A 25884-nucleotide genomic window follows, 5' to 3' on the forward strand; every position below is an offset into this window, starting at 1 on the left:
GCAATATGACTATGGCATTTGCCATATGAATGGGCGATCAGGCGCCGGGAAGGCTGAACCATGAGAATGACACCGCGGAATTCTATCGCAACGGTGCTGCGCCAGCAAAAAAAATGGCAGAAAGCGCTCGTCGATTTTGTCGATGATAATTTTCAGACTGCCTTACCGCAGGGACGCAAGCAGGCCGTCATTGCCCGTCCGGCACTCACGGAAACCCTGGAATTTGGCACCAATGCTGGCCATTTGAAAATGCTGTCTTATGTGCCTGAAGGACTGAAAAAAGGAGCGCCGCTGGTCGTGGTTCTGCACGGTTGCGGACAGACGGCTGAAGAGTTTGATCGCGGCAGCGGCTGGAGCGCGTTGGCGCGTCGCCACAAATTTGCATTGCTTTACCCGGAACAGCGCCCCTCCAACAATGCCAATGGCTGTTTCAACTGGTTTCGGCCAAGTGCTGTGGCGCGCGACAGAGGTGAAGCAGGATCGATCCGACAGATGATCGATCTGATGATCGAAACTCATGAGCTGAATGAAGCATCGGTTCATATCATGGGACTATCTGCTGGCGGGGCAATGGCGGCGGCCATGCTCGCGGCTTATCCCGAGAAATTTCGCAGCGGTGCAATTGTTGCTGGCCTTCCGGTCGGATGCGCCCGCGATGCCATGACCGCCTTGAATGTCATGCATAGCGGCACGCATAAAACCACACAGGACCTTGCCGATCTGGTGGAAAAATCTGTACCGGAAGCTCCGCAGCGCTGGCCAGACGTAACGATCGTGCAGGGAAGTGACGATAGCGTCGTGCATGGCGACAATGCTTTGGCTTTGCTCACGCAGTGGCTGGCGGTGCATGGGCTTGATCGCGAGCGCGAGGAAACAGTTCAACGCGGAACGCTGACGTCCAGAGTCTGGGCTAACAGAAGTGGCAAATCAAAAGTGGAATTCATGCTGATCGATGGCATGGAGCACGGACTGCCGGTGCTGCCGGGGAAGGGGGAAGATCTTCCCTTCATGTTGCCGGCACCGTTGCATTTGCCCGCGTTTCTGGCGCAAGACTGGGGTTTGACATCGCGCTGACCAGAATGCAGCTGAAACAGATTTGCACATTGCCAGCAGGCCCTGAATCTCCTGCATCATTCCTTTAATCGGGTAGGATTGAAGGTGACAATGATGCAGCAGATGAAACGTATCGCAGCGAGTTTTGTGCGCCATATTGGGCGCATGGCGCTGTAGGTTAAAATCTGTTTTATCCTCCCCGCACGTTTATGAGCAGCAAGCTGGTTTGATCGTGCTCATAAACCATCATGAAGATCGGGAACAAATATCTCCGTCGCACATTTCTTGAATAGTCAAGTTTATGTGAGGGTGCCATGAGTAGAACGAACGGACTTTATCTTGTGATCGGGGCGCTGGTTGTGGTTGTCATTGGCCTTGGCGATTATATTTATCACGAGCAAACCAAACCGAAGGGCGTTGAACTCAGCATTGGGCAGAATGGTGTTTCGGTAGAGAAGAAATAAAGCAGATACAGAAAAGTGTATGTCGGTTTGCGATCCGGTTCTTCATACATGACATCAACCAAAGCGCGTCGATATGACATCGGAGCGCTTTTGTTGTACTTAGAGCAGTTCCAGGAAAAGTGGGAAACGGTTTTCGGAAAAACCCGATGCCGAAAGAAAATCTGAGAGCACCGTGCCGATTTCGATTTTCGGCACGGTGCTCTAAGGTCCGCTGAGCGAAAGTGGTGTCATTGTTTCGGGCGGATCGGCGATCTCGTCGGTTACGGGTGCTGCGGTCGCAACGGTCTGTTTCGTCACCTCAGGCTGCGTTCCAAGGCAGTGATGATATACTGCGATGGTCTCATCCACCATTGTATCAATGCGGTAACCGTGACGATGCATCAGCGCACCGGCAGTCAGACGGGTGCGGGTGAGGGGATTGTCGAACGCAAGAAGGGCGTCGGCCAAGGGACCGGGATCGTCGGTATTGGGGATCAGTAATCCGTTGACATCGTGGGTCAGAACCACGCGCGCGCCGCCAATATCGGTGAGAATGAGCGGCAGGCCGCCCGCAGCGGCTTCAAGCATCACATAGGACATGGCTTCATAGCGGCTGGGCGCGACCAGAATATCGAAGAGCTGAATGGCGTCCTGTCCGGCAATATCGCTGCGAATCTGGATGCGGTCTGACAGTCTTAGTCCGTCGATCTGCTGTTGCAACGAAGAGTGCAGTTCACCGTCGCCAATCATGATCAGCCGTGCGCGCGGCATGGCAAGCGCAATGCTGGCAAAGGCTTCCACCAGCCGTTCCGGCGCTTTTTGCGAGCAGAGCCGACCGATATAGCCAAAGACAATGTGCTGGGAGGCAAGGCCGAGCCTTCTTCGCAATTCGGACCGCTCGCCGGATGGTGGATAGGCGACACCATTGACGACCGTAAACAGTCTGTCTTCGGCCATGCCGAGTGTGAGGGCGTGGTTATATTCATCGCCGGAAACACAGATCAGCCCTTTGCTGAGCCGGTTGCCGAGAAAACGCTCGATACCGCCATAAACGAGAGCACCGCGGCGGCTGAGCAACGGGTCCATGGTGCGGAAAGCGTGGGGCGTATAGACGACCGGAATGCCGGTGCCAATTGCCGCCAGCCGGGTCAGGGCGCCCGCTTTGGAACTGTGTCCGTGAATGAGGTCGAAAGGACCCTCCCGCTCGATCAGCCGTCGCATGGCCAGACAGGCGGAGAGATCCCAGGGCCCTACCGCCCGGCGCATTGTCAGCGACAGGGTCTTTTCCAGCGGCAGGCGTGATAATTCCTCGATGAAACGCCTTTCGGCACGCACGGGAGAATAGACGGCGGTGACTTTATGACCGCGTTCGGCAAGTCCGGCGCACAGATCGACAAAGTGACGCCCGGAGCCACCGCCACTGGGCTCCAGAACTTCCAGAAGACGCAAAGGGCGGCGCGACCCCTTCTCCGGTTGTGACACGACGTTATCCATGAAAGCCTGCCAATGCATTTTCCCGCGCGTGGCGGGTCCAGTTGTGTTCGAGGGCGCGACATCCCCACAGGATGCCGAAAAGCAGATACATATGGCGCCAGTGATCGATATCGATAACATCGCCAATCGCTGCGTGACCAAGCAGCACGATCCAGGCAATCATCAGATAGGGCTGCCAGGGGCGGTCATGCAGCAGACAGCGAAAGCCGAAGGCGAGTGTCCAGAGCATGAGCGAAAGGTAGCAGACAAATCCGAGCCAGCCATAGGTGGTCAATGATTTCAACCAGATATTATGCTCATCTTCGGGAAAGATCTTGCTGAACACCATGGGACCTATGCCGAGCGGACGCTCCATCGACATCATGAAGCCGAGCGTGTGCCGCTCGAAGCGTCCGAGATGGCCGCTATCGTAGGATTGTTCAAGATGGCTGCGTTGGGCAAACAGCGCGCTGACCTTCGGCACCTGCAGGGCAATGACGAGGCTGATGACGATCATCACGGCGGCGATCAGTGAGAGCGTCAGAATTTTCAGCCGAAAGGCACTGCTGCGTTTCTGAATGAGCAGCAGGAGCACCATCATGACCGTGGCAAAGACAAACAGTGCCCAGGCTGCACGGGAAAAGGACAGGAAAACACCGAAGGCGATGATCAAAAGACCAAGAATGCGCCAGGGAGCCTCGATCAGGCGTCCCGTCAAGAGACCGTGCATCAGATAAAGCGCCGGCGCGATGAGAAACGGGCCAAAGACGTTCGGGTCCTGAAATGCACCCATGGCCCGGTCATAGCGGGTAAAGACGGCGGCTCCCGGAAAAGCATGGAAATAGCCGAGAATACCGAGAATGGCGGTGGCCACCGCCGCCATGGTCCAGGCCTTGAAAATCAGACGCAGCCGCTCCGGCCGGGCTTCGATCATGGCGGCATAAAATATCGCCGTCAGGCCGAGAAAGGTCGATACCATGATATAAAAGGGGCCGACATCGAGATCGTCCATCACTGTCAGTGACATCAGTCCGCCGATGTTGAACAGCAGGAGCAGGGCGGCAAGCGGCGCCGTGCGCCGGGAAATCCTCAGCCCCAGCAAAAACCAGAGCGGCATCTGCACCGCCATGAACAATTCATAGGGTGCAGGCTCCATGAAGACGAAGCCCAGTAGAAAAACGCCAAGCCACAGCATGGCCGATCCGCTGAGGCGCAGGGCGGCAAGGCCGGGACGAAACACAGGTCCGGCAGACTGGGTCAGCGCAGCGCTCAATAGGCATTTTCCATGTTGAAGAGACTGAAAGGCGTCATGAACAGGATTTTCAGGTCCAGCAGCAGGGACCAGTTTTCGATATAATAGAGGTCGCAGGCCGTGCGGTTTCTGATCTTGTCGTCATGATCGATCTCGCCGCGCCATCCGTTGACCTGTGCCCAGCCGGTGACACCGGGCTTGACCCGGTGGCGGGCAAAATAGCTCTCGACGATGTCCTTGTAGAGCCGGTTATGGGTCTGGGCGAGAACCGCATGAGGGCGCGGGCCGACAAGCGAAAGGTCGCCTTTCAGGACATTGAAAAGCTGTGGCAATTCATCGATTGAGGTCTTGCGGATGAACCGACCGACAGGGGTGACACGCGGATCGTTCTTGGTCACGGCAAGACGGGCGGTCGGATCGCTCATCTCCGTATACATGGACCGGAATTTGAGCACATTGATGATCTCGTTGTTGAAGCCGTGTCGCTTCTGCACGAAGAGGACCGGACCCTTGGACGTCGCCTTGACGGCAATCGCTGTCACCAGCATCACCGGCCAGAGCAGGAAAAGCGCGATCAGGGTGAAGACAAGATCAAAAATCCGTTTGGCAACGGCATCCCAGTCCCGGATCGGCTTATCGACAAGGTCAAGCATGGCCATGTCGCCCACATGGGAATAGGCGCGGGGGCGAAAGCGCAGACTGTTGGAGTGTGCGGCCAGACGGATGTCCACCGGCAGGATCCAGAGCTTTTTCACCAGTTCCAGAATACGGGCTTCAGCCGAAAGCGGCAAGGCGATGATCAGCATGTCGATCCGCGTCTCGCGGGCAAAGGTTACCAGTTCGGCAACGGTGCCGAGCTTGGGATAACCGGCGACCATGTTGGGAGAGCGCCGGTCCTGGCGATCGTCGAAAATACCGCAAATGCGGATATCGCCATCCTCCTGCGCTTCCAGTGTGCGGATCAGTGTCTTGGCCGGATCGCCGCCGCCGACAATGACGGCACGGCGCTCAATAATACCATTGCGGGTCCAGCGGCGGATGGCGCGCGATACGGTGTAACGTTCGATCAGCAGGAACATGCCGCCGAAGACGAACCATATGCCAAGCCACTGGTAAGCGGCGGCAGGACTGTTCCAGACCACGATGGTCACGAGCATAATGGCAAAGCAGAGGATCAGGCTGGCGAAAGCACGTTTCAACGAGCGGCGGCTGTGCCGCAACATGTTGATCTGATAGCTGTCGGCAAAATGTCCGGCAAAGAGAAAGCTGAGGAGACCGGCTCCGGCGAAGACGGCATAAGCGAGAAACCCTTGAGTGCTTGCGGAAGGCACAAGGTCGTAAGCGCCGAAGCTGAGTGCCAGCAAAGAGGTCCATTCCAGCATGGCCAATTGGCCGATGAAGATATTGGGAGAGCGGTTGGCATGGCGCAACTGCTCGGCTACGCGCTGTGCCAGAGGCGACAGTTCAAGCCCAGCCTCCGACGGCGATTTTGCCGTACGTGGCCCCGCATCCGCTTCACCCTGTCCAGGTTTTCGACGCAACTTTGCTTCATCCAAAGAGTCGACCGATCTCATCATCGCAATCCATTTTGCTATGGTATTGCTTTAGCGCAAATCTGCTAAAAATCGCTTATAAATATAAGAGAAAGCCCTGAAATTTCGGGGAGGCGATTCGTTCGTGATGTTCTGTAATATTTTAATTTATTGCTTTTGTTTTGTTTTTCTGCTTATCGATTTTGAGTCTGTAGAGAGTCCCAATAAAAGTCAAGAACGTCTGAAGCCATGGTCGTTGCAGAAAAACGCTGACGGAAAGGGGTAAGCTCCGGCATAGTGGTGGCTTTCCAGTCTGGTTGCTGCAGTGCATTGACCATTGTGCGGGCCAGGTCTTCCGGTGCATTGGGTGGAACAATCGCCTTGCTGCCTTCGCCCAACACTTCCGGAATACCGCCGACACGGCTGGCTATAACGGATTTGCCGGCCGCAATGGCCTCCAGCAGCAGATAGGGCAGGGCTTCTGCCCGTGAGGGCATCACGATGATATCCCCATGGGCAAAAGCCTGCCGTACCGGCATGGCGGGCAGGAGCCTGAGCCTCAGACCAAGGCCGCGTTTCGTGATTGTGTTTTCATATCTGTCGCGGTCGGGCCCGTCACCGATGATGGTTCCTTTGAGCGGGCGGCCGAGCAAGCGCTCACTCAGCTGAAAGGCGTCGATGAACAGGTCCGGTCCTTTGAGATCGCGCAGCATGCCGATATAGACGAAGGCTGATGCATCGGAGGAGGCGGGTTCGACGGTCGTGAAATCATCACTGCGAAGGCCGTTATAGACCACACGTGTTGCGCATCGGGGCGCACCTATCTTGCGCCGATAGGTCTCGGCCTCAAAATTGCAGACGAAGATCAATCCGTCTCCGTGGCGTTCCAGCAGCCGCTCGATGGTCAGAACGGCTTTGCCTGAAAGCCTGCCCGGCTTGTAATGCAGGCTGCCGCCATGGGGGGAATAAAAGCGGGCAACGCGATACCCTTTCACCCGCAGCAGTGAACCGGCAATACGAGCCAGAGCGCCCCCCTTGGCGCCATGACCGTGCAGAATATCCGGTTGCAAAGGTTTGACGTGGCGATAAAACTGCATCCCCACATGAATATCATTAAGACCGATGGAGCGCCGGATCGGCAGGCGTAAGAGCCCCAACTTCAGATGCGGCTTCACCTGCTCAAGCAGGCTTTCCTCAAGTGGACCACCGGTCAGATTGTCACAGACGATGCCGACAGCATGTCCATCGCGGTTCTGCTCTTCCACCAGATCGCGGACATGGCGGAAAATACCGCCGACAGGTGAGCGGAAACAGTGCACAATGCGCAAAGATCGGCGACCGTGCATCAGAACAGCCGTTCACGGACATAAAGCGTATCGCCGGCCAAAACAGGATCGGTGACCGGTACGGAACCGGTGACGATCGAGCCATTGACCTTGCGGGTCACCACCACCTGACGCTCGTTGGCGCGGCTGGTGAAGCCGCCGGCAACGGCGACAGCGTTGAGCACGGTCATACCCGGAACATAGGAATACTGGCCCGGCTGACCGACTTCGCCCATGACGAAGATCGAGCGATAGCGATCGACTTCGATGCTGACATCAGGATCGCGCAGATAGCCCTTGCGCAGTTTGATCGCGATGGCTTTTTCCAGCTGCGTCAGTGTCTCGCCGCGTGCAGCCACCTGACCGATCAACGGAAATGCGATATAGCCAGCCTGATCGACCGTATAACTGTTGGTCAGGCCGGGCTGATCGAACACGGTAATCCGCAGCCGGTCGCCACTGTCGAGCCGATAGGGTTGGATTGTCGCCTTCTCAAGAACCTGCGGCGCCGGCTGATACGACGTGCAGGCCGAGATCATCGCAAGCGCGATGACGGCAAAAATCAGCGTCAACCGTTTTACAATGACCATGCCGCGCAGAACTCCAGAAGGCCAAATTTCCGAAAGAGGACCATGAACCTTGGAAGCTTATCCGGCATTATGGTTAATCTCTGGTAAATTATCATCTTAATTCCTGTGGTTTTTTTGGTTAACGGTTGAGTTACCATGTCGATTTACTTTGGTGCTCCATAAACAGGAGCCATGGCATGTCCCGTCAGCCATACGCATCCCACCAGGATGCGGACATCGATATCGCTGAACTCTTCCGCGCCATCTGGGCCGCGAAGGGCAGGATTGCATTTGCAACTCTGCTGGTGACGGGGCTGGCATTTGCCGCAGCCAATGTCATCAAGCCAACCTATCGGGCCGAAGCGACTGTGCTGATTGAGCCACGTGCGCCCAATTACGATGCGGAAAATGCCAAATCTGCCGATTCCCAGCCGGTTCTCGATGAGCTCAATATTGCAAGCCAGGTGCAGCTTTTTCGCTCTGCCGATCTCATTCGTCAGGTGGCAAAGGATCTGAAACTCTATGATCTGAAGGAGTTCGATCCGGACAAGGACCCGTCTGCGCTCAATACGCTGATGGTGTTTCTGCATCTGAAGCGCGATCCTCTGGAAATCTCGCCGGAGGACCGGGTGGTGAAGACCTTCCTCGACAAGCTGGAGGTCTATCAGGTCGCCAGTTCACGGGTGATCGGCATCCAGTTTTCTTCCAAGGACCCGAAACTGGCCGCCGCCATTCCCAATGACATGGTCAAGGTCTATCTCGCCATCCAGAGCGGCGCCAAGCTCGACAGCAATGAAGAGGCAGCCCGCTGGCTGGAGCCGGAAATTGCCACGCTGAGCCAGAAAGTGATGGCAGCAGAGCAGAAAGTGGCCGATTATCGCAAGAAGACCGATCTTCTGCCGACCGGAGACGGCGCGGTGCTGGCCACCCGCCAGCTAAACGATATGGCCACGGCGCTGGCGACGGCGCGCACCGAACGCATCGCTGCCGAGGCAAAAGCCCAGAATGCCGAGGCGGCCATCCGCTCGGGTCGCCCGACCGACGACCTTGATATTGTCATGGGTTCACCGGCCATTCAGCAGTTGAAAAACAGTGAGGCGGCGGTTCAGGCGCAGATTTCCGATCTGTCGGTGACGTTGCTGGACGGTCATCCACGCATTCGTGCTCTCAAGGCCCAGCTCGCCAGTCTGCGCAGCCAGATCGCCAGCGAAAGCCGCAAGGCCGTGGCCAGCCTGGAAAATGACGCTGCTGTCGCACGGATGCGCGAACGCGATCTCGATGCGCAGTTAAAGCGGCTCAAGGCGCAAAGCGCCGAAGCCGGAGAGCAGGAGGTTGGCCTCAACGCTCTTCAACGGGATGCCGCCGCCCAGCGGCAATTGCTGGAAACCTATCTGGCCCGTTATCGTGAGGCGAGCAGCCGTTTGAGCAGCAATGCCACACCGGCCGATGCGCGGGTGATTTCCCGTGCGGTTGAACCGGGACAACCGTTTTTTCCGAAAATTCTGCCGATCACCATTGTTGCTGCTGTGGCGACCTTGGTTCTGTCGATGATTATCGTCATGTTGTCGGCCCTGTTTTCAGGCCGCGCCCTGAAGCCTGCCGGGCCGCTTGAGCCGGAGACGGATCCACACAAGCCGACGGATCGGTTCGAGGTAAAGGGGGATGATGATGTCGGCGCTGCCGAGATGGGCGCTGGCCCATCCACCCTTTCCGTTTATGAACGGCGCAGGCAACAAGCGGCAGAAATGGCGGAGCTTGAACCGCAACTCGATAGTAAGGCCGCGCTTACCACCGATCATGAGCCTGATCACGATCATGCGATCTTAGAGAATGTTGACACGCGTTCTGAAGCCTCGACGGAAAGACAGGTGGAAGAGGATGAGCCGGATCTCGATGCGGATCAGTCGTTTTCAGTGGCGTCGATTGCCCGCTATCTGCGCCGCAATCGGATCAGGCGTGCGCTATGCTTGTCCCCTCAAGGACATGATGGCTCGGCCATGGCTGTGGAACTCGTGCGTCAGCGGGTCAAAGACGGGGGGTCGGCTATTCTGGTTGACATGACCGGCTCGGCCATTCCGACCGGCCTGATGGCGGTGCAGCCGAACCTGCCCGGTGTGACCGATCTCTTGACTGGTGACGCGGCTTTTGGCGAAGCAATCCATGCCGATCGCGGCTCGCTTGCCCATATCATGCCGCAGGGCCGCGCCGATATCCGCACCGCCATGCACGGCCTTGACCGGCTGGCCATGGTGATCGATGCCTTGGTCGAAGCTTACGATCTGGTGCTGATCGAATGCGGCCCGACCAGCCCGGACAATGTCGTCAGCCTGTGCCGCAACGGTGATGAAGAGATCATTCTCGCAGCGCCAAAGCCTGTGCGCCGGACACTGGAGCAGATCATGGAGGCGTTCAAGGTGCTTGGCCATGACGATCTGGTGTTGATGACACAAGCGCCGATCAGCGAGGATGGCGCAGGCCATCGTGATGTGGCGTGAATGTTTATTGCGGCGTCATGCGCCATATCTGGCATACGAAGGTTCGCTGTAGCGCGTGATGGTTGCTGAATAAGTTTCGTCTTCAATCGCCGTCCGGGAGGCTGCCGTTACGCTGGCCGTCCTGTGTGCGCCATGCCCTGATCCGTTGCAGCACACGGTAAAGCACCGGATTGCGCTTGATTGCGGCCCTTGCCTGAAGGGAGGCGCTAAAGGCGAGGGCAGCGCAGCGGCCAATTCCGTTCATGGGCAGGAAAAGATCATGCTGCACGGTTTCCACGGGGCACCAGCTGCGTTTGTAAAGCTGATCGCCCAAGCCGAAATCAAAAAGCGCCCTGCCTTCGGCGCAGCTTTTTTCGATCATCAGCCAGAACAGCAATTCGCCGGGGCTGGCATCGGCGGCAAGGGTCTCGTCGATCGAGCCGAACTGGCAGATGACATGGTCCCCCTTGATGGAAAGACCGGCAATGGCGGCGATCCGTCCCTCATGCTCTCCTTTCAGCCTTAGGCCATGAAGCTGAAGTGGCCTGTCAGGGCCGGCAGGGCCGAGATCGATCAGCCGGTGAAAGAAGGCTTGCGTCGCCTTGTCGCGAAACACGTCCGGCAGACCGAGTTTTTCAAAGCGGACCGCCTTTTGCGCAAAGAACAGATTGAGCAGATCATGCCCTTCTTCGGCATGGCTGGCCGAGATATGTTCATAACCGCCAGTCGCCATCAGTCTTGCGTGCTGGTTGCGAAATTTCTTCCGTCGCCGTTTGGCATTGACCTGCGACAGCGTTGCGGCAAAATCGGAAAGAAGCGGCAGTTGGAAACTGTGGTTATGGTGCTCCACCGCGCCCTTCATGCCGCTCAGCGGATGCGGTTCTCCCCGCCAGTTGAACGGAACATTGCCCAGATGCACCAGATCGGCATGGCCTTTCAGCGCCCCGACGATCAGATGGCGAAGTACAAGACGGGTGTTTTCGGTGAGTTGGCTGCGAAAGTCGGGGTCGATCAGGCCGGTATTGATGTTGGTGAAGCGTGCGCCGATAAACTGCGCAACCTTGAAAAAGGCGCGCCTGCGGATTTCCAGCGGCAGCAACAGAACGGCGCGGCCTCTGTGCCGGACGATCAGGATGGCGAGCGAGCTTTCATGAGTTTCCACCCAGGCCCGGCACCAGTCATAGCTTTGATGCAGGGAGGAAAGCCGATCTTGTTCCAGCTGTCGCCATTCGCTTTCCAAAGGTCCCATGCTGTCATGGCGCTCAATGGTCAGGACATCTGAAGGCGAATGGTCCATGCGGACATCAAGGCTCCCGGCTCACTGTTTTGTCCGATCATGCGCTGACAGGCGCTAAAAACCGGTTAGCATCCGCCAGGACATCGGATGTTTTCAGCGTCGCACCGGCCCTGCCATCCATTTGATGATCAGCATGGCAGGTAAAATCCACACAAGGCCGGACAGCAGGAAATACATCAGATGGATCCACCAGGGCGCCTGATTGAGTGCCAGCGTGGCAATCGTGGTGGCCATGATGGCATAGATGGTCACCAGAAGGATCATCAGGATCGTCCCGATGAATTTGCGCAGTCTGACCGGCATGATGTGTCCTCCCCCTCAAAAACATGTCATCGCGCTTGAACGGACAGTCCCCATATCCGCTTTGCACCGGAAAAACCTGAAAGAAAAGCCTGAAACCACGCTCGGCAGAACGAGACGCGACGCGATGTCGCAAACATGCTCCTCTTGTTTTGCAGTGTGAGCTGATGCAAATCATGGGTCAAGATAAAGGATTGATCAATGACAATTGCGACCTCGTCTCCCGCCGCGTCCACCTCTGCTTCCGAACAGCAGGAGAAAAACCGCCGTGCGATCCGCATCTGGCTCGGCATTGTGGTTCTGGCCATTTTCGCTCTTGTTCTGGTAGGGGGCGCGACGCGGCTGACCAATTCCGGCCTGTCGATCACCGAATGGCAGCCGATCCATGGCGTCATTCCGCCGCTCAATCTCAAGGAATGGCAGGAGGAGTTCAGCCTTTATCAGAAGATCCCCCAATATGAGCTGATGAACAAGGGCATGACGCTGGATCAGTTCAAGGGTATTTACTGGTGGGAATGGTCACATCGCTTTTTGGCCCGCAGCATCGGCATGATTTTTGCGCTGCCGCTGCTGTTCTTCTGGTTGACGGGCCGTATCGAAAAGCAGTTGCGCTTTCGCCTGCTCGGCATTCTGGCGCTGGGCGGCCTGCAGGGCTTTATCGGCTGGTGGATGGTGTCTTCAGGGCTGACACAGCGCACCGAGGTCAGCCAGTATCGGCTGGCGATCCATCTGGTCATGGCCTGCCTGATCTATTCCGCTTCGATCTGGGTGATGCATGGGCTGATGCCAGCGCGAAAAAGCGCTGCACCGGCTCGTTCGGCCAAAGGCTTTGCCATTGCGCTCTTCGCTCTGGTGCTGTTCCAGATCTATCTTGGGGCGCTGGTGGCGGGCCTGCGCGCCGGATATGCCTATAATACCTGGCCGCTGATGGATGGCGCCTTCATTCCGGGCGATCTCTTCATTCAGCATCCCTGGTGGATCAACCTGTTCGAGAATGTCAAAACCGTGCAATTCGTCCACCGCTGCGGCGCTTATCTTTTGTTGACGGTTGCCTTCCTCAATATGATGATGTCGCTTTCCTCAGCACCGAATGCGCGGGCCACGCGCCGCAGCCTGATTCTGTTCCTGCTGATCTGTGCGCAGGCCACGCTCGGCATTCTCACGCTGATCTGGGATGTGCCCTTCCATGTCGCGCTCACCCATCAGGCAGGCGCACTGATCGTTCTCGGCTTTGCCGTGGCGCATCTGCGGCTCTTGGTCGGACCTTATCCGCCAGAACCGCAGGAGCAATCACGATCCTGATCAGCCGAAGCGATAGCCGGAATAGGCTTTCCCGGCGATGATGCCGTTGAAAACCCGCTTGCCTTTGTCAGCGCCTGCCGCGCCTGCGGCCACGAAAAGCGGCACGAGATGGTCGTGATCGGGCACATGGCAGGCAAGAGCATCGGGATTTTCCGTCCAGCTTGACAGGATCGCTGCGCGCTGCTCGGGATCGTCCTGCTCCACCGCATCGGTCAGCCAATCGTCAAAACGTTTCGCTGCCGCTTCATGGGCGGCATCACGGGCGCGGAACATACGCATATTGTGATAGCTCATACCTGAAGCGACGATCAGGATATTCTGCGAACGCAACTCTTCCAGCGCCTGGCCAAGCGCGATGTGACTCTCCGCATCCAGCGTGTTGCGCATCGACAGCATGACCACCGGCACATCGGCTTCCGGATAGATCAGCATCAGTGGAATGAACACGCCATGGTCGAAACCGCGCTTGTCGTCTTCGGCCGAGGCGATGCCCGCCTTGCCGAGCACCTCACGGATATGGCCAGCGAGTGCGGGATCGCCCTTGGCGGGGTAGCGCAACTCATAGGTATGTGGGGGAAAATTGTAATAATCGAACAGCATGTCCGGCGCGGCAGACGTGCTCACCGTCGGCACTGGCGGGGTTTCCCAATGGCCGGAAACGATCAGAACCGCCTTCGGTGTGGTTCCCACATCCTGCGGCAGGCCGCGCAAAAACGCTTCCAGATCGTCCCATGGCCCACGACCTTTTTCATCTTTGGGAAACTCCATGAATGGCCAGGGACCGCCGCCATGCGGGATGAAATACACGGGAAGACGGGTGCGGGTCATACTGCGCTCCTTGGAAGTTTGGAGCGATGATAACCGGCGGATGCAAGCCGCACGAGACCGCGTTCAGTCGACAAACTGTTCAAGAAGTATAAACCGGGCAAGGCGGGCAAAGCCCAGCCTTTCCTCAAGATTGGTGTGACCGGACGGTGTAAGCGGACGTCCGAGTATCCAGGCGCAAGACAATCCGGCATGGGCTGCGGCGTAGCGCAGGATCTTTTGCGGACTGCATTTCAGAGCCGTCGCAAAACACCGGCTGAGGTCGATGGCGCGCTGCTGGTCCAGCACAAGACGTGCGGCATTGAGCGGATTGCCGAAGATATTGGCGCAGTCATAGGCAGGATCGCCGATCAGGCCATGAGGATCGATCGACCGCCAGCCGCCTTGTTGATGTCCGATGATATTGTCATGGTGGAGATCGCCATGCAGCGGCTTGATATCGTCCTGATGCGCCAGAAGCTCGCGAGCAATGTCGGTACACCATACGAGAATGTCTCTCAGATCGAGAGCAAGCTGCATCGTATCAAGAGAGAACAGTTCTCGGAAATGCACATGAAGCGGTATCAGTCCCGGAGGCAGAGGCGATGCAGAGGGTATATGCAGGCGAGCCAAAACGTCGACGACGATTTTTGTTGCCTCTTTGTCACCAGCCTGACCGTGATAATCGCGCAAAAGCAGTGTCCCGGCATCTTCCAAAAGGACAATGTCGCCGGATTGTTCGATGATTCGGACCGCGCCCTTGCCATTGCGCCAGCGCAGAAACTCAAATCCGGAACGCTCACCGATGCCTTCCGGTTTTAAAGCTTTCACGATGACGGATTTGCCATTGTGGCCTGCGCGATAGACAAGGCTGGTTCGCGTGTCGGCAATCAGGACAATATCGGAAAGCCCCCAGTGCCGGACCAGATCCAGAGGCAGGCCGGAGGCTTTCGCGCTATCGCTCACCCTATCACGCAGACAGCATCAGGTTCATGTTCTGCACCGCAGCCCCGGAAGCGCCCTTGCCGAGATTGTCGAGGAGCGCGACCAGATTGACATGGCCGTTGCCGGCATTGCCGAAGACGAAAATCTTCATACGGTCCTGACCGACCAGCTCTTCGGCATCGACGCGGGCAAGCCCGACCGTCTCTTCCAGCGGCACGACGGTGACGATGTCCTGACCGGCATAATGCGCCGTCAGCGTCGAATGAATGCTTTCGACGCTTGTGCCTTCGGCCATTTCGTCGAGGTAAAGCGGCACCTGCACGATCATGCCCTGCGCAAAACGCCCGACCGAAGGGGAAAACAGCGGCGCGCGGGCAAGCTGGCCATGAATTTTCATTTCCGGCACATGCTTGTGCTTGAGCGTCAGACCATAGACATAATTGTTCACGGTCAGATGCTCGGGATGGTTCTCATCTTCCATCTGGGCGATCAACTGCTTGCCGCCGCCGGTGTAACCGGAGACGGCATTGACCGTGACCGGATAATCGGCAGGCAGAAGACCTGCCATGCGCAAAGGACGGATAAGACCGATCGCGCCGGTCGGATAGCAGCCGGGATTGGCGACGCAGCGGGCGGAGCGGATTTTCTCCGCCTGATCCCTGTCCATTTCGGCAAAGCCATATGCCCAGTCTGGCGCGACCCGGAAAGCGGTGGAGGTGTCGATGATCCGCACAGTGTTGTTGCCGGAGACCATGGCGACGGCCTCTTTCGAGGCTTCGTCCGGCAGGCAGAGAATGGCGATGTCGGCGCTGTTCAGCATGTCCTCGCGCAATGCGGCATTGCGGCGCTCGGCTTCCGGAATCGACAGCATTTCGACGTCGCGGCGCTCGGCCAGACGGCTGCGGATTTGCAGGCCGGTGGTGCCGTGTTCGCCGTCGATGAAGATTTTCGCTGTCATTTTATCCTCACATATCAAGGGAGTGTGGGTGTTTGCGGATTCACTTTGCCAACAGCTTGATTCTTTTTCTCAAAGCTGGCGTCTTGCCGTTGGGCTCTCAGGCCCAGCATATACATGGCGACGGTCGCGCCTGCAATGGCGGTGATGTCGGCATGATCATAGGCGGGCGCCACTTCGGCAACATCGCCACCTTTTATGTCGAGCGGATGACGCTTGTGCAGAACCAAAGAATTTTTACGCTGGATGGCGCGCCGGTGCACGAGCCGTAATCAATCACCGCCATCGTCTCGAAAAGAGCGCGTTGAAAGGGATATTGCGGATCATTGGCGAACATCGCCGAGGCGCGGCGGATTACCTGCGGCCTGAAGTGCGCACCGGGACGGTTTGAGGTGGCGGCATCCAAGGGAATGTTTCAGACGATCGTGTCAACGTCAGCGACGGATTTGTCTACCACGTCATATTTCCATCTTGAAACTGTAGGCGCGTTCAACCCGCGCAATACGGACATGATAATATCGATACCAGTCTGCACGGCCTTTTGTCTGGGCAGCCAGATGGTCCGTCACGTTTTTCCAGTCGCGAATGCTCTGTTCATCCCGCCAATAGGAATTGGTGATGCCAAAGCCGTCATCGCCGCGGACGCTTTCGACGCCGAGAAAGCCGGGTTGCTGGCGGGCAAGTCGTTCCATCTCCAGGGCCATGTCGCCATAGCCGTCATCCTTTTCGCTGCGTTGCGACGAAAAGCACACGACGAAATAGGGTGGGACGGGCAGGTCGGCGAAAGGCTGGGACATGAACAATCCGATCGGGCAAACAGTCTGACGGATTTTTGAAGCAGATGCCGTGAGTGTTCAAATCTATTTTTTTGATGAAACCTGACAAGAAAAAAGCGGAGCCGAAGCCCCGCTTTTGTAAAGTGCAGCCCAAAGCGCGATTGGCGCTTGGAAAATTGGCCCCAGAGCGTGAATAGCGCTTGGAGAACTGGTCCCAGAGCGCGATTAGCGCTTGGAGAACTGGAAGGACCGGCGGGCCTTTGCCTTGCCGTACTTCTTGCGCTCGACCACGCGGCTGTCGCGGGTGAGGAAGCCGCCCTTCTTCAGAACCGAGCGCAGGCCCGGCTCGAAATAGGTCAGCGCCTTGGAAATGCCGTGACGCACAGCACCGGCCTGACCGGACAGACCGCCGCCGTGAACGGTGGCGATAATGTCGAACTGGCCGGAACGTGCAGCCGCCACGATCGGCTGCTGCAGGATCATCTGCAGGACCGGACGGGCGAAATACGCGTTGTATTCCTTGCCATTCACAATGATCTTGCCAGAGCCCGGCTTGACCCAGACGCGGGCAACGGCGTTTTTGCGCTTGCCGGTGGCGTAGGAGCGGCCGAGGCTGTCGACCTTGCGTTCATGCGAAGGAGCAGCAGCCTGGGTGGCGGTGCCCAGATCCTTCAGGGAAGAGAGGTCAGCCATATCAGGCGCTCCTTACATTCTTGCTGTTCAGCTTGGCCACGTCGAGAGCGACCGGCTGCTGGGCTTCATGGGGGTGGTTGGAACCGGCGTAAACGCGCAGGTTCTTCATCTGGCGACGACCGAGCGGGCCGCGCGGAACCATGCGCTCAACGGCCTTTTCGAGGACGCGCTCAGGGAAACGGCCTTCGAGAATGGCGCGCGCAGTGCGCTCCTTGATGCCGCCCGGATAGCCGGTGTGCCAGTAATATTTCTTGTCGTGGAATTTCTTGCCGGTGAAGACAACCTTGTCGGCATTGATAACGATGACATTGTCACCATCATCGACGTGCGGTGTGTAGGTTGCCTTGTGCTTGCCGCGCAGGCGCATGGCGATCAGGGTGGCGAGGCGACCGACAACGAGGCCTTCGGCATCGATGAGGACCCACTTCTTCTCCACCTCGGCGGGCTTCTGAACGAAGGTAGACATTCGTTTTCACTTTCTTCTGGACCCTGAAAGCGGCTGGCCGCCCAGGGCGTTTCTTGTTGCTTGTTTGCGGTCACAGGTGCCGCAAAAGATGATGCAGGATAGAAAGCCTGCAATGTGGCGGTCTTATACGGAGGGTCGATCTTGCGGTCAAGAGATGTCGTGAAGATGGGTGTCGAGAAAAAATAAGTGAAAACAATGCCTTGATTATGTGGTATTATTTTACCGTATTATTTATTGAGTTGTCCGGTGTTCTAGCTGCGTTTTGTCAACCGCTCAGCGCGGCCAGGATGCCGGTTTGATGACGTCAAATCGAGTCCCTCGACCGTCCATGGTTTGACTGCGGGGCGGGCGTTGGAGCGGAAACCACTGCGCAGTTTTCTCGGGACAATGCTCTGGATTCCTCTTTTGACTCCTCGTGATGGTGAAAACCCGGTTTACCTTTTCACTCAGATGCTGCAGTAGCCTGCTGTTCATTCGGTGTGGAATGGGGGGGATGCAGGCAGAATGGGCAGCCTGGATGATGATATTGATTGTAAATTAAAACTTTATAGTATAATAATGTGTATCAATTCAAGAATAAGACTTGTTTTTCAGTTGATCACTGACGCCGCCAAAGATCAGAAAAGCAGCACTTGGCAGTGAAGCACACTGTCTATTCGGGCATTGTTGCTGCCTATCAAAATCTGCCGGCTTGAGGGGGTTCTTTTTATGCATGTTTTCCTGGTCGCGGCTTGTTTATTTCGCCTTCTCTAAAGTATGCGGGAACCAAGATCGAACAAAGGAAGACTATAAGGGCAATTAAAGAGTGCCTTGTGATATATATCACAAACTATAGAATCGGGACTTGAGGTTTGGTAATTGTTGATAGCGATATCATTATACCAGGAGAATGTAAATTCATTTATTTGGATATATTGAATTAAATATTGTAAATACAATATTTTGTTCTCGGCTTATAAGTCTTCTGGATTGAGACTGGCAAGGGTGCCGATCGATCTGCCTCAATATGGAACATGAAGTGCTGCCGACTTTCGAGTCAAACCTTTCGGTTCACAGGATTGTCCCGAGAAGGATGCAGAGCGGTTTTCCGTGCAGAAATGCGTCAGAACAAAGAGTAACAGCGTTTCCGTTAAACGCTGAAAAGTTCTAGCGAAATCCCGGAGGAGCGAAGGGCCCGTCGTCATAGGGATCGGCATCGATACAATGATAAACAGGACAATGCGACGTATCTTTTGCCGGTATGTCGGTTTCTTCGAGCGTCTTGCTGAAACCACATTGCATGTCACCGCGGACGTAACGGTCATAAAGCGGCAGGCCTGGAACGTGGGATGAGGGATAGCGCAGAATGGCAGCGCCTTGCTGTTGCAGGATTTGATGTAGATCCGAGCAGGTGTAATGAGTTGATTCGTAGCGTTCGATAGCGAAACCTGCTGTCGGACCGGCGATCATCAGGAACAGGAGTGCAAGAACGGTTTTTATCAGGGATGGCATGGACAAGCCTCGGCCTGCATGGAATTGTCTGGAGGAAGTAAGGTCAATACCGGCTGTGTCAAGCCATGAGCTTCGAGAAATATCATGTCAGTTGATGTCTATCCGGATGCGCTTGTCCGGGAAATCCTCAAGAAGGTCCGCACCATTGCCATGATTGGCGCCTCGCAAAACAGCATGAGGCCGAGCCATCATGTCATGGCGTTTCTTCTGTCGGCAGGATATCGGGTTATACCGGTCAATCCGGGTCATGCCGGTGAGATCATGCAGGGCGAACGGGTTTATGGCCGTCTTGCCGATATTGCCGAGCCTGTCGATATGGTTGATGTCTTCCGTGCCTCCGACCATCTGATGGCGGTCGTTGATGAGGTTCTGGCGATGAGGCCGACACCCTCTGTTATCTGGGCGCAATTGGGGGTCGTCGATCCGGCCGCAGCCCAAAAGGCAGAAGCGGCCGGACTGACCATGATCATGAACCGTTGTCCGGCGATCGAATATCCAAGGTTGATCACTCTGTAGGAATTCAGCTTACAGCATCGCCGCCGCTGCCGGTTTCAATCGAGCTGCATGTCCGGATGGGCCTTGAGTTCGATGATCTGCGCGGCGTTCGGACAAAATTCCAGAAAATGACCATGGACCGTATGCTCAGCCAGATGTTTGCGGCACGTTGCCTTGTCCGGGCAGCAACTGCAGGCGATCTGCATATCCCGGAAGGTGATGTGGCAACGACTGGCCACTTCGACCGGATCGATGTTCAGCGCTCGCAGCATTTTCGGCATTTCGTCGGCGGCATGGGGCCCGGCCTTGGCCAGATCGTACAATTGATCGGGGGTAATGCCGCAATCGGCGGCCAGCTTCATCAGCGTCTGATCATCCATATTGGCAAGAGCTTCCGTTTCGGCAGCCCGTTCCCAACCGGTCGAGGCCCATGTGATGAGATTATGAAAAACGCTGCGCAAGGTGTGATCGACGGTAAGGGTCATGGCTGGTTCTCCTGTTGTGGTCCAGAATGCCTGACCATGCGAAGAACGCCTTGATATTGATCAATCCTGTTGTTTGAGCGTGTGGCTGCCGTCCCATTGCTCTGCCGGAGCAAAACATTATGAGGGCAGCGCTGATTTTAGGATAAAACGGCGGGACAGAAGAAGCTGTTCTGCTAAGGTCTAACGGAGACGCAAAGCAGTTGATGCCTTGCGCAGTCCTATTCAGGGAGGATAGTGTGACCAACAGCAATCCAGGTTTTGCCACGCTTGCCATTCACGCTGGCGCCGAGCCGGACCCGACCACGGGCGCAAGAGCAACCCCGATCTACCAGACGACCGCCTATGTGTTTCAGGATTCCGATCATGCCGCGGCCCTCTTCGGTCTGAAACAGTTCGGCAATATCTATACCCGCATCATGAACCCGACCCAGGCCGTGCTGGAAGAGCGGGTGGCGGCGCTGGAAGGCGGTTCGGCGGCGCTGGCCGTGGCTTCCGGTCATGCCGCCCAGATGCTGGTGTTCCACACGTTGATGCAGCCCGGCGACAATTTCGTTGCGGCGAAAAAGCTCTATGGTGGCTCGATCAATCAGTTCGGCAATGCTTTCAGTCATTTCGACTGGCAGGTGCGCTGGGCCGATACCGATGCGCCGGAAAGTTTTGCAGAACAGATTGACGAACGAACCCGAGCCATTTTCATCGAGAGCCTGGCCAATCCCGGCGGCACCTTTGTCGATATCGAGGCGATTGCCGCCATTGCGCGCCGTCACAACCTGCCGCTGATCGTCGATAACACCATGGCCAGCCCCTATCTGGTGCGACCGCTGCAGCATGGTGCCGATATCGTCGTGCATTCGGCCACCAAATTTCTCGGCGGTCACGGCAATTCCATGGGCGGCGTGATCGTCGATGGCGGCACTTTCGACTGGTCCGGTTCGGACAAGTTTCCGGTTCTGTCCAAACCGCGCAAGGAATATGACAATGTCATCCTGCATCAGGCCTTTGGCACCATCGCCTTTGCCATTGCCTGCCGGGTTCTGGGCCTGCGCGATCTCGGTCCGGCCATTGCGCCGATGAACGCTTTCCTGCTCCTGACCGGCATCGAAACCCTGCCGCTCAGAATGCAGCGCCACTGCGACAATGCGTTCAAGGTCGCCCAATGGCTTAAAAATCATGACAAGGTGGCCTGGGTTAATTATGCCGGATTGCCGGATCATCCCAATCATGCGCTGCAGCAGCGTTATGCGCCGAAAGGAGCAGGGGCCGTCTTCACCTTCGGTGTCAAGGGTGGCTATGAGGCTGGCAAGGGACTGGTGCAGGGTCTGCAGCTCTTCTCGCATCTGGCCAATATCGGAGACACCCGCTCGCTGGTCATCCATCCGGCCTCCACCACCCATGCACAGTTGACGCCCGAGCAACAGGTGGCCGCAGGCGCTGGCCCGGATGTGGTGCGGCTTTCAGTTGGCATTGAGGACGTGGACGACATCATCGCCGATCTCGATCAGGCGCTTGCGCGTGTGTGAGGCGGCCATGGCTCTGACGCAACATTTCGATCTTGCCGGCATCGAGCCGGAAGAGGGTGCTCCTGATCCGCAACGGATCGTTTCCGGCGCGCCACGCTTCAGGACATGGTCGCTCGAAGAGGCCGACGGGCTTTATGCCGGGGTTTGGGAAGCCACACCCGGCGCATGGCGCGTCTCCTACGAAGAATGGGAGTATTTTTCCATTCTTTCAGGCCACTCCATCCTGACGGAGGAGGGCGGCGCACCGCTTCACCTTAGGGCAGGCGACCGGCTGATCATCAGACCGGGCTTCAAGGGAATATGGGAAGTGGTTGAAACGACTCGAAAAGACTATGTGATCAGGCTTTAAGAATTATGCCTGCCATTGAAGATCGAGCCGCTCCAGACCATGGAAATGATAGATATCCTTTACCTTGGGAGAGGCGGCCAGTTTCAGTCCAGGCAGGCGCTGGAACAAGAGCGGCAGAACGAGGTTCAGCTCCAGCCGCGCCAGCGGCGCGCCGATGCAGAAATGGATGCCCGCCCCGAAGGACAGGTTTGCTCCTTCATTGCGTTCCGGTTTGAAGCGGAGAGGATCTTGAAACTTGGCCGGGTCGAGATTGGCGGCGGCCAGAACGAGATTGATCGTATCGCCGAATTTCAGCGCCACTCCATCGACCTCGCAGGCTTCCAGACAGTAACGCTGGAAAATATGCACCGGGGCGGACAGGCGCAAGCATTCCTCCACCGTCCGCTCCGTTGTCTCCTCGCTGGCGAACAGCACCAACGGGTCCAGTCCGTTTTCGAGAATGAGGCGCACCGAGGTGCCGATCTGGTGTACGGTTGCCTCGTGACCCGCATTGAGCAGGACAATGGTGGTGGAGATCAGCTCGTCTTCCGTCAGAAACTGGCCTTTATGCTCCGTATGGATCATGTGGCTGAGCAGATCGTCCTGCGGCGCAATACGTCGCTCAGCGATGATGGTGCGAACATAATCGGCAAATTCGCGGGCCGCCCGGTCGGCAGCCTCCTCGTCGGCGCGGTTGCGCTTGTACATATACATGCCGACATAATCATGTGACCATTGCAAAAGCTGCGGTCCCATCTCGTCGGGAATGCCGATCATCCGCGCAATCATGGTAACGGGAACGATCTCGGCGAAGCGCGACAGAAGCTCAACCGCGCCATCGGCGGCAAATCCGTCGATCAGCCGGTTGGCCAGCGCCATGATCTCTGGCGTCATCTTCTCCACATGGCGTGAGACGAAGGCTCGATTGACCAGCGTTCTGAGCCGGGTATGCTCCGGCGGCTCCAGCGACAGCAGCGTATAGCGTTCGGCGGCGTCGAAATGGCGGGTATGCGGTGAAGGTTCTGCCATGCCCAACTCTTCGCGGCTGGCGATATGCAGGATCTGCCGGCCGAAACGCTTGTCACGCAGCAGGCCATTGACGGTGTCATATCCGCAGAAGACCCATTGCTCCTGCTGTTCCCAGTAAAAACTGGGTGTTTGCGCCAGAAGAGCGGCATAGGCCGGATTGGGATTTTGATAAAATTCCGGGCTGCGCACATCGAGGCTGACATGGCGGCTGATAGGATCGATGCGCAAAAAGGATAGATCAGTCATCGGATGGTCTTGCTTTCGGGGATGGTTATTCCGTGGCGGGGCTGGCGCGATGGCTCAGGCGACGCAGGGCTGCCACCTGCCGGTCAGCTTCAGTGTCGATGGCATCGGGCGTGCCGCGTTCCTCGGTGCGGGTAATGCAGAAGATCTGGCCGTTGCGGCAAATGCCGATCTTGTTGCGGCCTTCTGTCTTGGCCTTGTAAAGCGCATTGTCGGCGTCGCGCATCAAGCGGTCATAATCGAAAGCGGCGGGGGCAAGGCCCGAAATGCCAATGCTTGTGGTCAGCCGCACAACGCCGCGATCGGTGACGATCGGCGTGGTCGCAATCATGTGACGCACCTGTTCGGCAATAGCGGCTGCCTGTCTGAGATCCGTAACCCTGAGCACCGCACTGAATTCTTCGCCGCCAGTGCGGGCAAAAAGCCCATGCGTCATAACAATAGAAGAGCACATGCCGGCAAAGGATTGCAAAACCGTATCGCCAGCCTGATGGCCGAAATTGTCATTGATATTTTTGAAGTAATCCAGATCGAACACAAGAAGCGCCAGCAACTCGTCCTTGCGGGCCTTTTGTGACAGTTTCACCATGGCATCCTGAAGCCCGCGCCGATTGAGTGTGCCGGTGAGGGGGTCGGTTCTGCTCAGCGTTTCAAGCAGGGAATGATTTTGGTCCATGACGATCTTGAACATCACGATCAACACGGACATGAGGCAGAATACACCAATAACGCCAAAAAAAGCGCTATAAGGGATAAACGTCATGTCTTTCGGTTGCCGTTGGAGAAGTATGGCGGCAACCAGAAGGCAGTTCAGGCTCTGGGTAAACCAGAGGCCGGCCAGGATGTGACGGTATTTCCGGGTGCCGAACTGGCTGGTGACAATGGTATATGCGAGAAGAGCAAAGCCGAGGAAACTGGCCACTTCATGGACGCTGGCCCGAAAGGCAAAGCTTTCGGCAATTCCCGGGAACAGCATGGCTCCAATCCAGACGACCGGTGGCAAAAGCAAATGAACCCCGATTTTTCGGCGGTCCAGTAATCTGAAGGCGGCAATCCAGAAACAGAAGCTGCCAAGCGCAATCAGATTGGAAATGTAAAGGGGCCAGGACATAAGGGGACTGTGGCTGAGCGCTATCATCACCATGCCGACGCCATGGCATGCAAACCCAAACGCCATGGCGAAGAAATGCATTTGCTTTCGATCATGCGCCCAAACGGAAAAGAGCAGAATCGAAAGTGTTGCCGTCTGCGCGCCCCAGATCAGAAAAGCCGTTTTTATGTCAAGCGATACCAACGCCGTTGTTCCTGTTGTCCAGCCATTGTCATATAGTTAATTGTATATCTGGAGAAAGCGTTTAGGTGAGCATGTTTCATAATGTCAAAGGCAAGGTGCGGCAAAATTACACGTCCCATTCAATTTGAATGTTCTGATTTTTATGATGGTCGCCACCTTGAGAAGCCCGTGAAATGTGTCTTCTGTTCCCTCCAGAACAGCAGTAATGATCGATACCTTATCCTGTCTGATGTGAAAATGTCTTTTTCTTAGCTCTCAATCGTTCCGCAATTCGGTATAAAATATCAGAATAAAACCACGAGTGCCCTGGTACATAATTCCTTAAACCGGAATCGGTTTGAGGAGAAAATTATGCAGCAGATTGAGTGCGTTACAGCATCTTGTCTGCGTTGGATAAAACGCATGATGTTGTAATATCGTTACTGGTGGCTGAAAAGTTCAATGAACGCGTTTTAGCTGCCGAATGCTGAAAACTCCCGAAATATTGAACAGTATGTCGTATAAGTGGACGCGAGGCTGGTGCAATGCATGGGCGAATGTTTGAAGTGGTCGATTAAGGATATCCTTGAGAGGCGTCTTGAAGAAGGGGTGGCGAACACTCTATGTAGGGATTGACAGCATTGGAATTGATTCCCCGCCTTGATAATGTCGGGAAAGGCTTGAGAAGGACGCACATGAAAAATCCCGTTGATACCGCCATGGCTCTGGTGCCGATGGTTGTCGAGCAGACCAACCGTGGCGAGCGTTCCTATGATATTTACTCGCGCCTTTTGAAGGAGCGCATCATTTTCCTGACCGGTCCGGTCGAGGATCATATGGCCTCGCTTGTCTGTGCGCAGCTTCTGTTTCTGGAGGCGGAAAATCCGAAGAAGGAAATCGCCCTTTATATCAATTCGCCGGGCGGTGTTGTGACGGCAGGCATGGCGATTTACGATACGATGCAGTTCATCCGGCCGGCTGTCTCGACGCTGTGCGTCGGTCAGGCTGCTTCCATGGGGTCGCTGCTTCTGGCCGCCGGTGAAAAGGGCATGCGCTTTGCAACGCCGAATGCCCGCATCATGGTGCATCAGCCGTCGGGCGGTTTTCAGGGGCAGGCCTCGGATATCGAGCGTCATGCGCGCGACATCATCAAGATGAAGCGCCGCCTCAATGAGGTTTATGTCAAGCACACCGGCCAGACCTATGAGGAAGTTGAAAAAACCCTCGACCGTGACCATTTCATGGAAGCGTCTGAAGCGAAGGACTGGGGTCTGATCGACAAGATTCTGACCAGCCGTGCCGAAATCGAAGGCGTAACGGCGTCTTGACCGGAATAAGGGAAGGCTTCACCATGAATTGCC

The 25884-nt window shown here is 56.4% G+C and carries 25 protein-coding genes and 1 pseudogene; 8 read left to right on the forward strand and 18 right to left on the reverse strand.

The window, feature by feature from the left end:
* Positions 1-60 precede the first annotated feature (60 nt).
* Both NAC44_RS07320 and NAC44_RS07325 read left to right on the forward strand, forming a co-directional pair.
* On the forward strand, positions 61-1074 hold the full coding sequence (locus NAC44_RS07320; protein WP_250939624.1) for an extracellular catalytic domain type 1 short-chain-length polyhydroxyalkanoate depolymerase: 1014 nt from the start codon (positions 61-63) through the stop codon (positions 1072-1074).
* 293 nt (positions 1075-1367) lie between these two features.
* Positions 1368-1517 carry a hypothetical protein gene (locus tag NAC44_RS07325; protein ID WP_250939626.1) on the forward strand — a complete coding sequence of 50 codons (150 nt, stop codon included), beginning with the start codon at positions 1368-1370 and terminating at the stop codon, positions 1515-1517.
* Positions 1518-1718: 201 nt separating this feature from the next.
* Here NAC44_RS07325 and NAC44_RS07330 read toward each other — a convergent pair whose 3' ends face one another.
* The 5 genes from NAC44_RS07330 to NAC44_RS07350 all read right to left on the reverse strand — a co-directional run bounded on the left by NAC44_RS07330 (position 1719) and on the right by NAC44_RS07350 (position 7617).
* Positions 1719-2990, reverse strand: coding sequence for a glycosyltransferase (locus NAC44_RS07330; protein ID WP_250939628.1), 1272 nt, complete (start codon positions 2988-2990; stop codon positions 1719-1721).
* Entirely contained in the window at positions 2983-4242 is a 1260-nt protein-coding gene (locus tag NAC44_RS07335; RefSeq protein ID WP_250939647.1) for an O-antigen ligase family protein, read from the reverse strand. Before NAC44_RS07335 ends, NAC44_RS07330 begins: the two co-directional genes overlap by 8 nt.
* The gene (locus NAC44_RS07340) at positions 4239-5795 is read right to left on the reverse strand and encodes an undecaprenyl-phosphate glucose phosphotransferase (protein ID WP_250939649.1); all 1557 of its coding nucleotides are present in this window, start codon (positions 5793-5795) and stop codon (positions 4239-4241) included. The genes NAC44_RS07335 and NAC44_RS07340 overlap by 4 nt, the downstream gene beginning before the upstream one ends.
* Before the next feature lie 152 nt (positions 5796-5947).
* Entirely contained in the window at positions 5948-7099 is a 1152-nt protein-coding gene (locus tag NAC44_RS07345) for a glycosyltransferase family 4 protein (protein WP_250939652.1), read from the reverse strand.
* Positions 7099-7617, reverse strand: a complete 519-nt coding sequence (locus NAC44_RS07350; protein ID WP_420839905.1) for a polysaccharide biosynthesis/export family protein — start codon at positions 7615-7617, stop codon at positions 7099-7101. Before NAC44_RS07350 ends, NAC44_RS07345 begins: the two co-directional genes overlap by 1 nt.
* A 227-nt stretch (positions 7618-7844) precedes the next feature.
* Here NAC44_RS07350 and NAC44_RS07355 point away from each other — a divergent pair, with 227 nt between their 5' ends.
* Positions 7845-10142 carry an exopolysaccharide transport family protein gene (locus NAC44_RS07355; RefSeq protein ID WP_250939656.1) on the forward strand — a complete coding sequence of 766 codons (2298 nt, stop codon included), beginning with the start codon at positions 7845-7847 and terminating at the stop codon, positions 10140-10142.
* Between the two features lie 82 nt (positions 10143-10224).
* On the opposite strand, the gene NAC44_RS07360 is transcribed toward NAC44_RS07355, so the two are convergent.
* Both NAC44_RS07360 and NAC44_RS07365 read right to left on the reverse strand, forming a co-directional pair.
* Complete coding sequence (locus tag NAC44_RS07360) at positions 10225-11418, reverse strand: GNAT family N-acetyltransferase (RefSeq protein WP_250939658.1); 1194 nt, start codon at positions 11416-11418, stop codon at positions 10225-10227.
* 93 nt (positions 11419-11511) lie between these two features.
* On the reverse strand, positions 11512-11721 hold the full coding sequence (locus tag NAC44_RS07365; protein WP_250939660.1) for a DUF2842 domain-containing protein: 210 nt from the start codon (positions 11719-11721) through the stop codon (positions 11512-11514).
* A gap of 198 nt (positions 11722-11919) precedes the next feature.
* On the opposite strand from NAC44_RS07365, the gene NAC44_RS07370 reads away from it, so the two are divergent.
* Entirely contained in the window at positions 11920-13020 is a 1101-nt protein-coding gene (locus tag NAC44_RS07370; protein WP_250939662.1) for a COX15/CtaA family protein, read from the forward strand.
* Here NAC44_RS07370 and NAC44_RS07375 read toward each other — a convergent pair whose 3' ends face one another.
* From NAC44_RS07375 to NAC44_RS07410, 8 genes and pseudogenes are all read right to left on the reverse strand, one after another.
* Positions 13021-13848 carry a DODA-type extradiol aromatic ring-opening family dioxygenase gene (locus NAC44_RS07375; protein WP_250939663.1) on the reverse strand — a complete coding sequence of 276 codons (828 nt, stop codon included), beginning with the start codon at positions 13846-13848 and terminating at the stop codon, positions 13021-13023. It lies immediately after the preceding gene.
* A gap of 63 nt (positions 13849-13911) precedes the next feature.
* Positions 13912-14790, reverse strand: coding sequence for an aminoglycoside phosphotransferase family protein (locus tag NAC44_RS07380; protein WP_250939665.1), 879 nt, complete (start codon positions 14788-14790; stop codon positions 13912-13914).
* Positions 14791-14794: 4 nt separating this feature from the next.
* Entirely contained in the window at positions 14795-15727 is a 933-nt protein-coding gene (gene argC / locus NAC44_RS07385; RefSeq protein ID WP_250939667.1) for an N-acetyl-gamma-glutamyl-phosphate reductase, read from the reverse strand.
* 14 nt (positions 15728-15741) lie between these two features.
* Positions 15742-16136, reverse strand: a pseudogene (locus NAC44_RS07390) (arginase family protein); the annotation flags it as partial.
* A 46-nt stretch (positions 16137-16182) separates the two neighbouring features.
* Positions 16183-16521: an antibiotic biosynthesis monooxygenase family protein gene (locus tag NAC44_RS07395; RefSeq protein ID WP_250939669.1), complete on the reverse strand. Its 339-nt coding sequence runs from the start codon at positions 16519-16521 to the stop codon at positions 16183-16185.
* Between the two features lie 204 nt (positions 16522-16725).
* Positions 16726-17193, reverse strand: a complete 468-nt coding sequence (gene rpsI, locus NAC44_RS07400) for a 30S ribosomal protein S9 (RefSeq protein WP_250939671.1) — start codon at positions 17191-17193, stop codon at positions 16726-16728.
* Position 17194: 1 nt separating this feature from the next.
* Positions 17195-17659 (reverse strand): 50S ribosomal protein L13, encoded by a 465-nt coding sequence (rplM, locus tag NAC44_RS07405; RefSeq protein ID WP_250939673.1) that lies wholly within the window; start codon positions 17657-17659, stop codon positions 17195-17197.
* A 1146-nt stretch (positions 17660-18805) separates the two neighbouring features.
* Entirely contained in the window at positions 18806-19108 is a 303-nt protein-coding gene (locus NAC44_RS07410) for an RING finger protein (RefSeq protein WP_250939675.1), read from the reverse strand.
* Positions 19109-19234: 126 nt separating this feature from the next.
* On the opposite strand from NAC44_RS07410, the gene NAC44_RS07415 reads away from it, so the two are divergent.
* On the forward strand, positions 19235-19666 hold the full coding sequence (locus NAC44_RS07415) for a CoA-binding protein (protein WP_250939677.1): 432 nt from the start codon (positions 19235-19237) through the stop codon (positions 19664-19666).
* 35 nt (positions 19667-19701) lie between these two features.
* Here the strand turns inward: NAC44_RS07415 and NAC44_RS07420 are convergent, their stop codons facing one another.
* Positions 19702-20130, reverse strand: a complete 429-nt coding sequence (locus tag NAC44_RS07420; protein ID WP_250939679.1) for a DUF6455 family protein — start codon at positions 20128-20130, stop codon at positions 19702-19704.
* A 236-nt stretch (positions 20131-20366) separates the two neighbouring features.
* On the opposite strand from NAC44_RS07420, the gene NAC44_RS07425 reads away from it, so the two are divergent.
* Both NAC44_RS07425 and NAC44_RS07430 read left to right on the forward strand, forming a co-directional pair.
* Positions 20367-21650: an O-acetylhomoserine aminocarboxypropyltransferase gene (locus NAC44_RS07425; protein ID WP_250939681.1), complete on the forward strand. Its 1284-nt coding sequence runs from the start codon at positions 20367-20369 to the stop codon at positions 21648-21650.
* A 7-nt stretch (positions 21651-21657) separates the two neighbouring features.
* On the forward strand, positions 21658-21999 hold the full coding sequence (locus NAC44_RS07430) for a cupin domain-containing protein (protein ID WP_250939683.1): 342 nt from the start codon (positions 21658-21660) through the stop codon (positions 21997-21999).
* Positions 22000-22002: 3 nt separating this feature from the next.
* On the opposite strand, the gene NAC44_RS07435 is transcribed toward NAC44_RS07430, so the two are convergent.
* Positions 22003-23253: a cytochrome P450 gene (locus tag NAC44_RS07435; protein ID WP_250939685.1), complete on the reverse strand. Its 1251-nt coding sequence runs from the start codon at positions 23251-23253 to the stop codon at positions 22003-22005.
* A 25-nt stretch (positions 23254-23278) separates the two neighbouring features.
* The gene (locus tag NAC44_RS07440) at positions 23279-24226 is read right to left on the reverse strand and encodes a GGDEF domain-containing protein (protein WP_250939687.1); all 948 of its coding nucleotides are present in this window, start codon (positions 24224-24226) and stop codon (positions 23279-23281) included.
* Positions 24227-25218: 992 nt separating this feature from the next.
* On the opposite strand from NAC44_RS07440, the gene clpP reads away from it, so the two are divergent.
* The gene (clpP, locus tag NAC44_RS07445) at positions 25219-25851 is read left to right on the forward strand and encodes an ATP-dependent Clp endopeptidase proteolytic subunit ClpP (protein ID WP_250939689.1); all 633 of its coding nucleotides are present in this window, start codon (positions 25219-25221) and stop codon (positions 25849-25851) included.
* Positions 25852-25884 lie beyond the last annotated feature (33 nt).

The sequence above is a fragment of the Allorhizobium sonneratiae genome (assembly GCF_023700755.1).
GTDB lineage: Bacteria > Pseudomonadota > Alphaproteobacteria > Rhizobiales > Rhizobiaceae > Allorhizobium > Allorhizobium sonneratiae.

Excerpts from the sequence above, each read along its gene's own strand:
- NAC44_RS07320 (WP_250939624.1), top strand. The coding sequence starts at position 61 with ATGAGAATGACACCGCGGAATTCTATCGCAACGGTGCTGCGCCAGCAA.
- NAC44_RS07325 (WP_250939626.1), top strand. The coding sequence starts at position 1,368 with ATGAGTAGAACGAACGGACTTTATCTTGTGATCGGGGCGCTGGTTGTG.
- NAC44_RS07330 (WP_250939628.1), bottom strand. The coding sequence starts at position 2,990 with ATGGATAACGTCGTGTCACAACCGGAGAAGGGGTCGCGCCGCCCTTTG.
- NAC44_RS07340 (WP_250939649.1), bottom strand. The coding sequence starts at position 5,795 with ATGAGATCGGTCGACTCTTTGGATGAAGCAAAGTTGCGTCGAAAACCT.
- NAC44_RS07345 (WP_250939652.1), bottom strand. The coding sequence starts at position 7,099 with ATGCACGGTCGCCGATCTTTGCGCATTGTGCACTGTTTCCGCTCACCT.
- NAC44_RS07350 (WP_420839905.1), bottom strand. The coding sequence starts at position 7,617 with ATGATCTCGGCCTGCACGTCGTATCAGCCGGCGCCGCAGGTTCTTGAG.
- NAC44_RS07355 (WP_250939656.1), top strand. The coding sequence starts at position 7,845 with ATGTCCCGTCAGCCATACGCATCCCACCAGGATGCGGACATCGATATC.
- NAC44_RS07360 (WP_250939658.1), bottom strand. The coding sequence starts at position 11,418 with ATGGACCATTCGCCTTCAGATGTCCTGACCATTGAGCGCCATGACAGC.
- NAC44_RS07365 (WP_250939660.1), bottom strand. The coding sequence starts at position 11,721 with ATGCCGGTCAGACTGCGCAAATTCATCGGGACGATCCTGATGATCCTT.
- NAC44_RS07370 (WP_250939662.1), top strand. The coding sequence starts at position 11,920 with ATGACAATTGCGACCTCGTCTCCCGCCGCGTCCACCTCTGCTTCCGAA.
- NAC44_RS07375 (WP_250939663.1), bottom strand. The coding sequence starts at position 13,848 with ATGACCCGCACCCGTCTTCCCGTGTATTTCATCCCGCATGGCGGCGGT.
- argC (WP_250939667.1), bottom strand. The coding sequence starts at position 15,727 with ATGACAGCGAAAATCTTCATCGACGGCGAACACGGCACCACCGGCCTG.
- NAC44_RS07395 (WP_250939669.1), bottom strand. The coding sequence starts at position 16,521 with ATGTCCCAGCCTTTCGCCGACCTGCCCGTCCCACCCTATTTCGTCGTG.
- rpsI (WP_250939671.1), bottom strand. The coding sequence starts at position 17,193 with ATGGCTGACCTCTCTTCCCTGAAGGATCTGGGCACCGCCACCCAGGCT.
- rplM (WP_250939673.1), bottom strand. The coding sequence starts at position 17,659 with ATGTCTACCTTCGTTCAGAAGCCCGCCGAGGTGGAGAAGAAGTGGGTC.
- NAC44_RS07410 (WP_250939675.1), bottom strand. The coding sequence starts at position 19,108 with ATGATCGCCGGTCCGACAGCAGGTTTCGCTATCGAACGCTACGAATCA.
- NAC44_RS07415 (WP_250939677.1), top strand. The coding sequence starts at position 19,235 with ATGTCAGTTGATGTCTATCCGGATGCGCTTGTCCGGGAAATCCTCAAG.
- NAC44_RS07420 (WP_250939679.1), bottom strand. The coding sequence starts at position 20,130 with ATGACCCTTACCGTCGATCACACCTTGCGCAGCGTTTTTCATAATCTC.
- NAC44_RS07430 (WP_250939683.1), top strand. The coding sequence starts at position 21,658 with ATGGCTCTGACGCAACATTTCGATCTTGCCGGCATCGAGCCGGAAGAG.
- NAC44_RS07435 (WP_250939685.1), bottom strand. The coding sequence starts at position 23,253 with ATGACTGATCTATCCTTTTTGCGCATCGATCCTATCAGCCGCCATGTC.
- NAC44_RS07440 (WP_250939687.1), bottom strand. The coding sequence starts at position 24,226 with ATGCTGTTCCCGGGAATTGCCGAAAGCTTTGCCTTTCGGGCCAGCGTC.
- clpP (WP_250939689.1), top strand. The coding sequence starts at position 25,219 with ATGAAAAATCCCGTTGATACCGCCATGGCTCTGGTGCCGATGGTTGTC.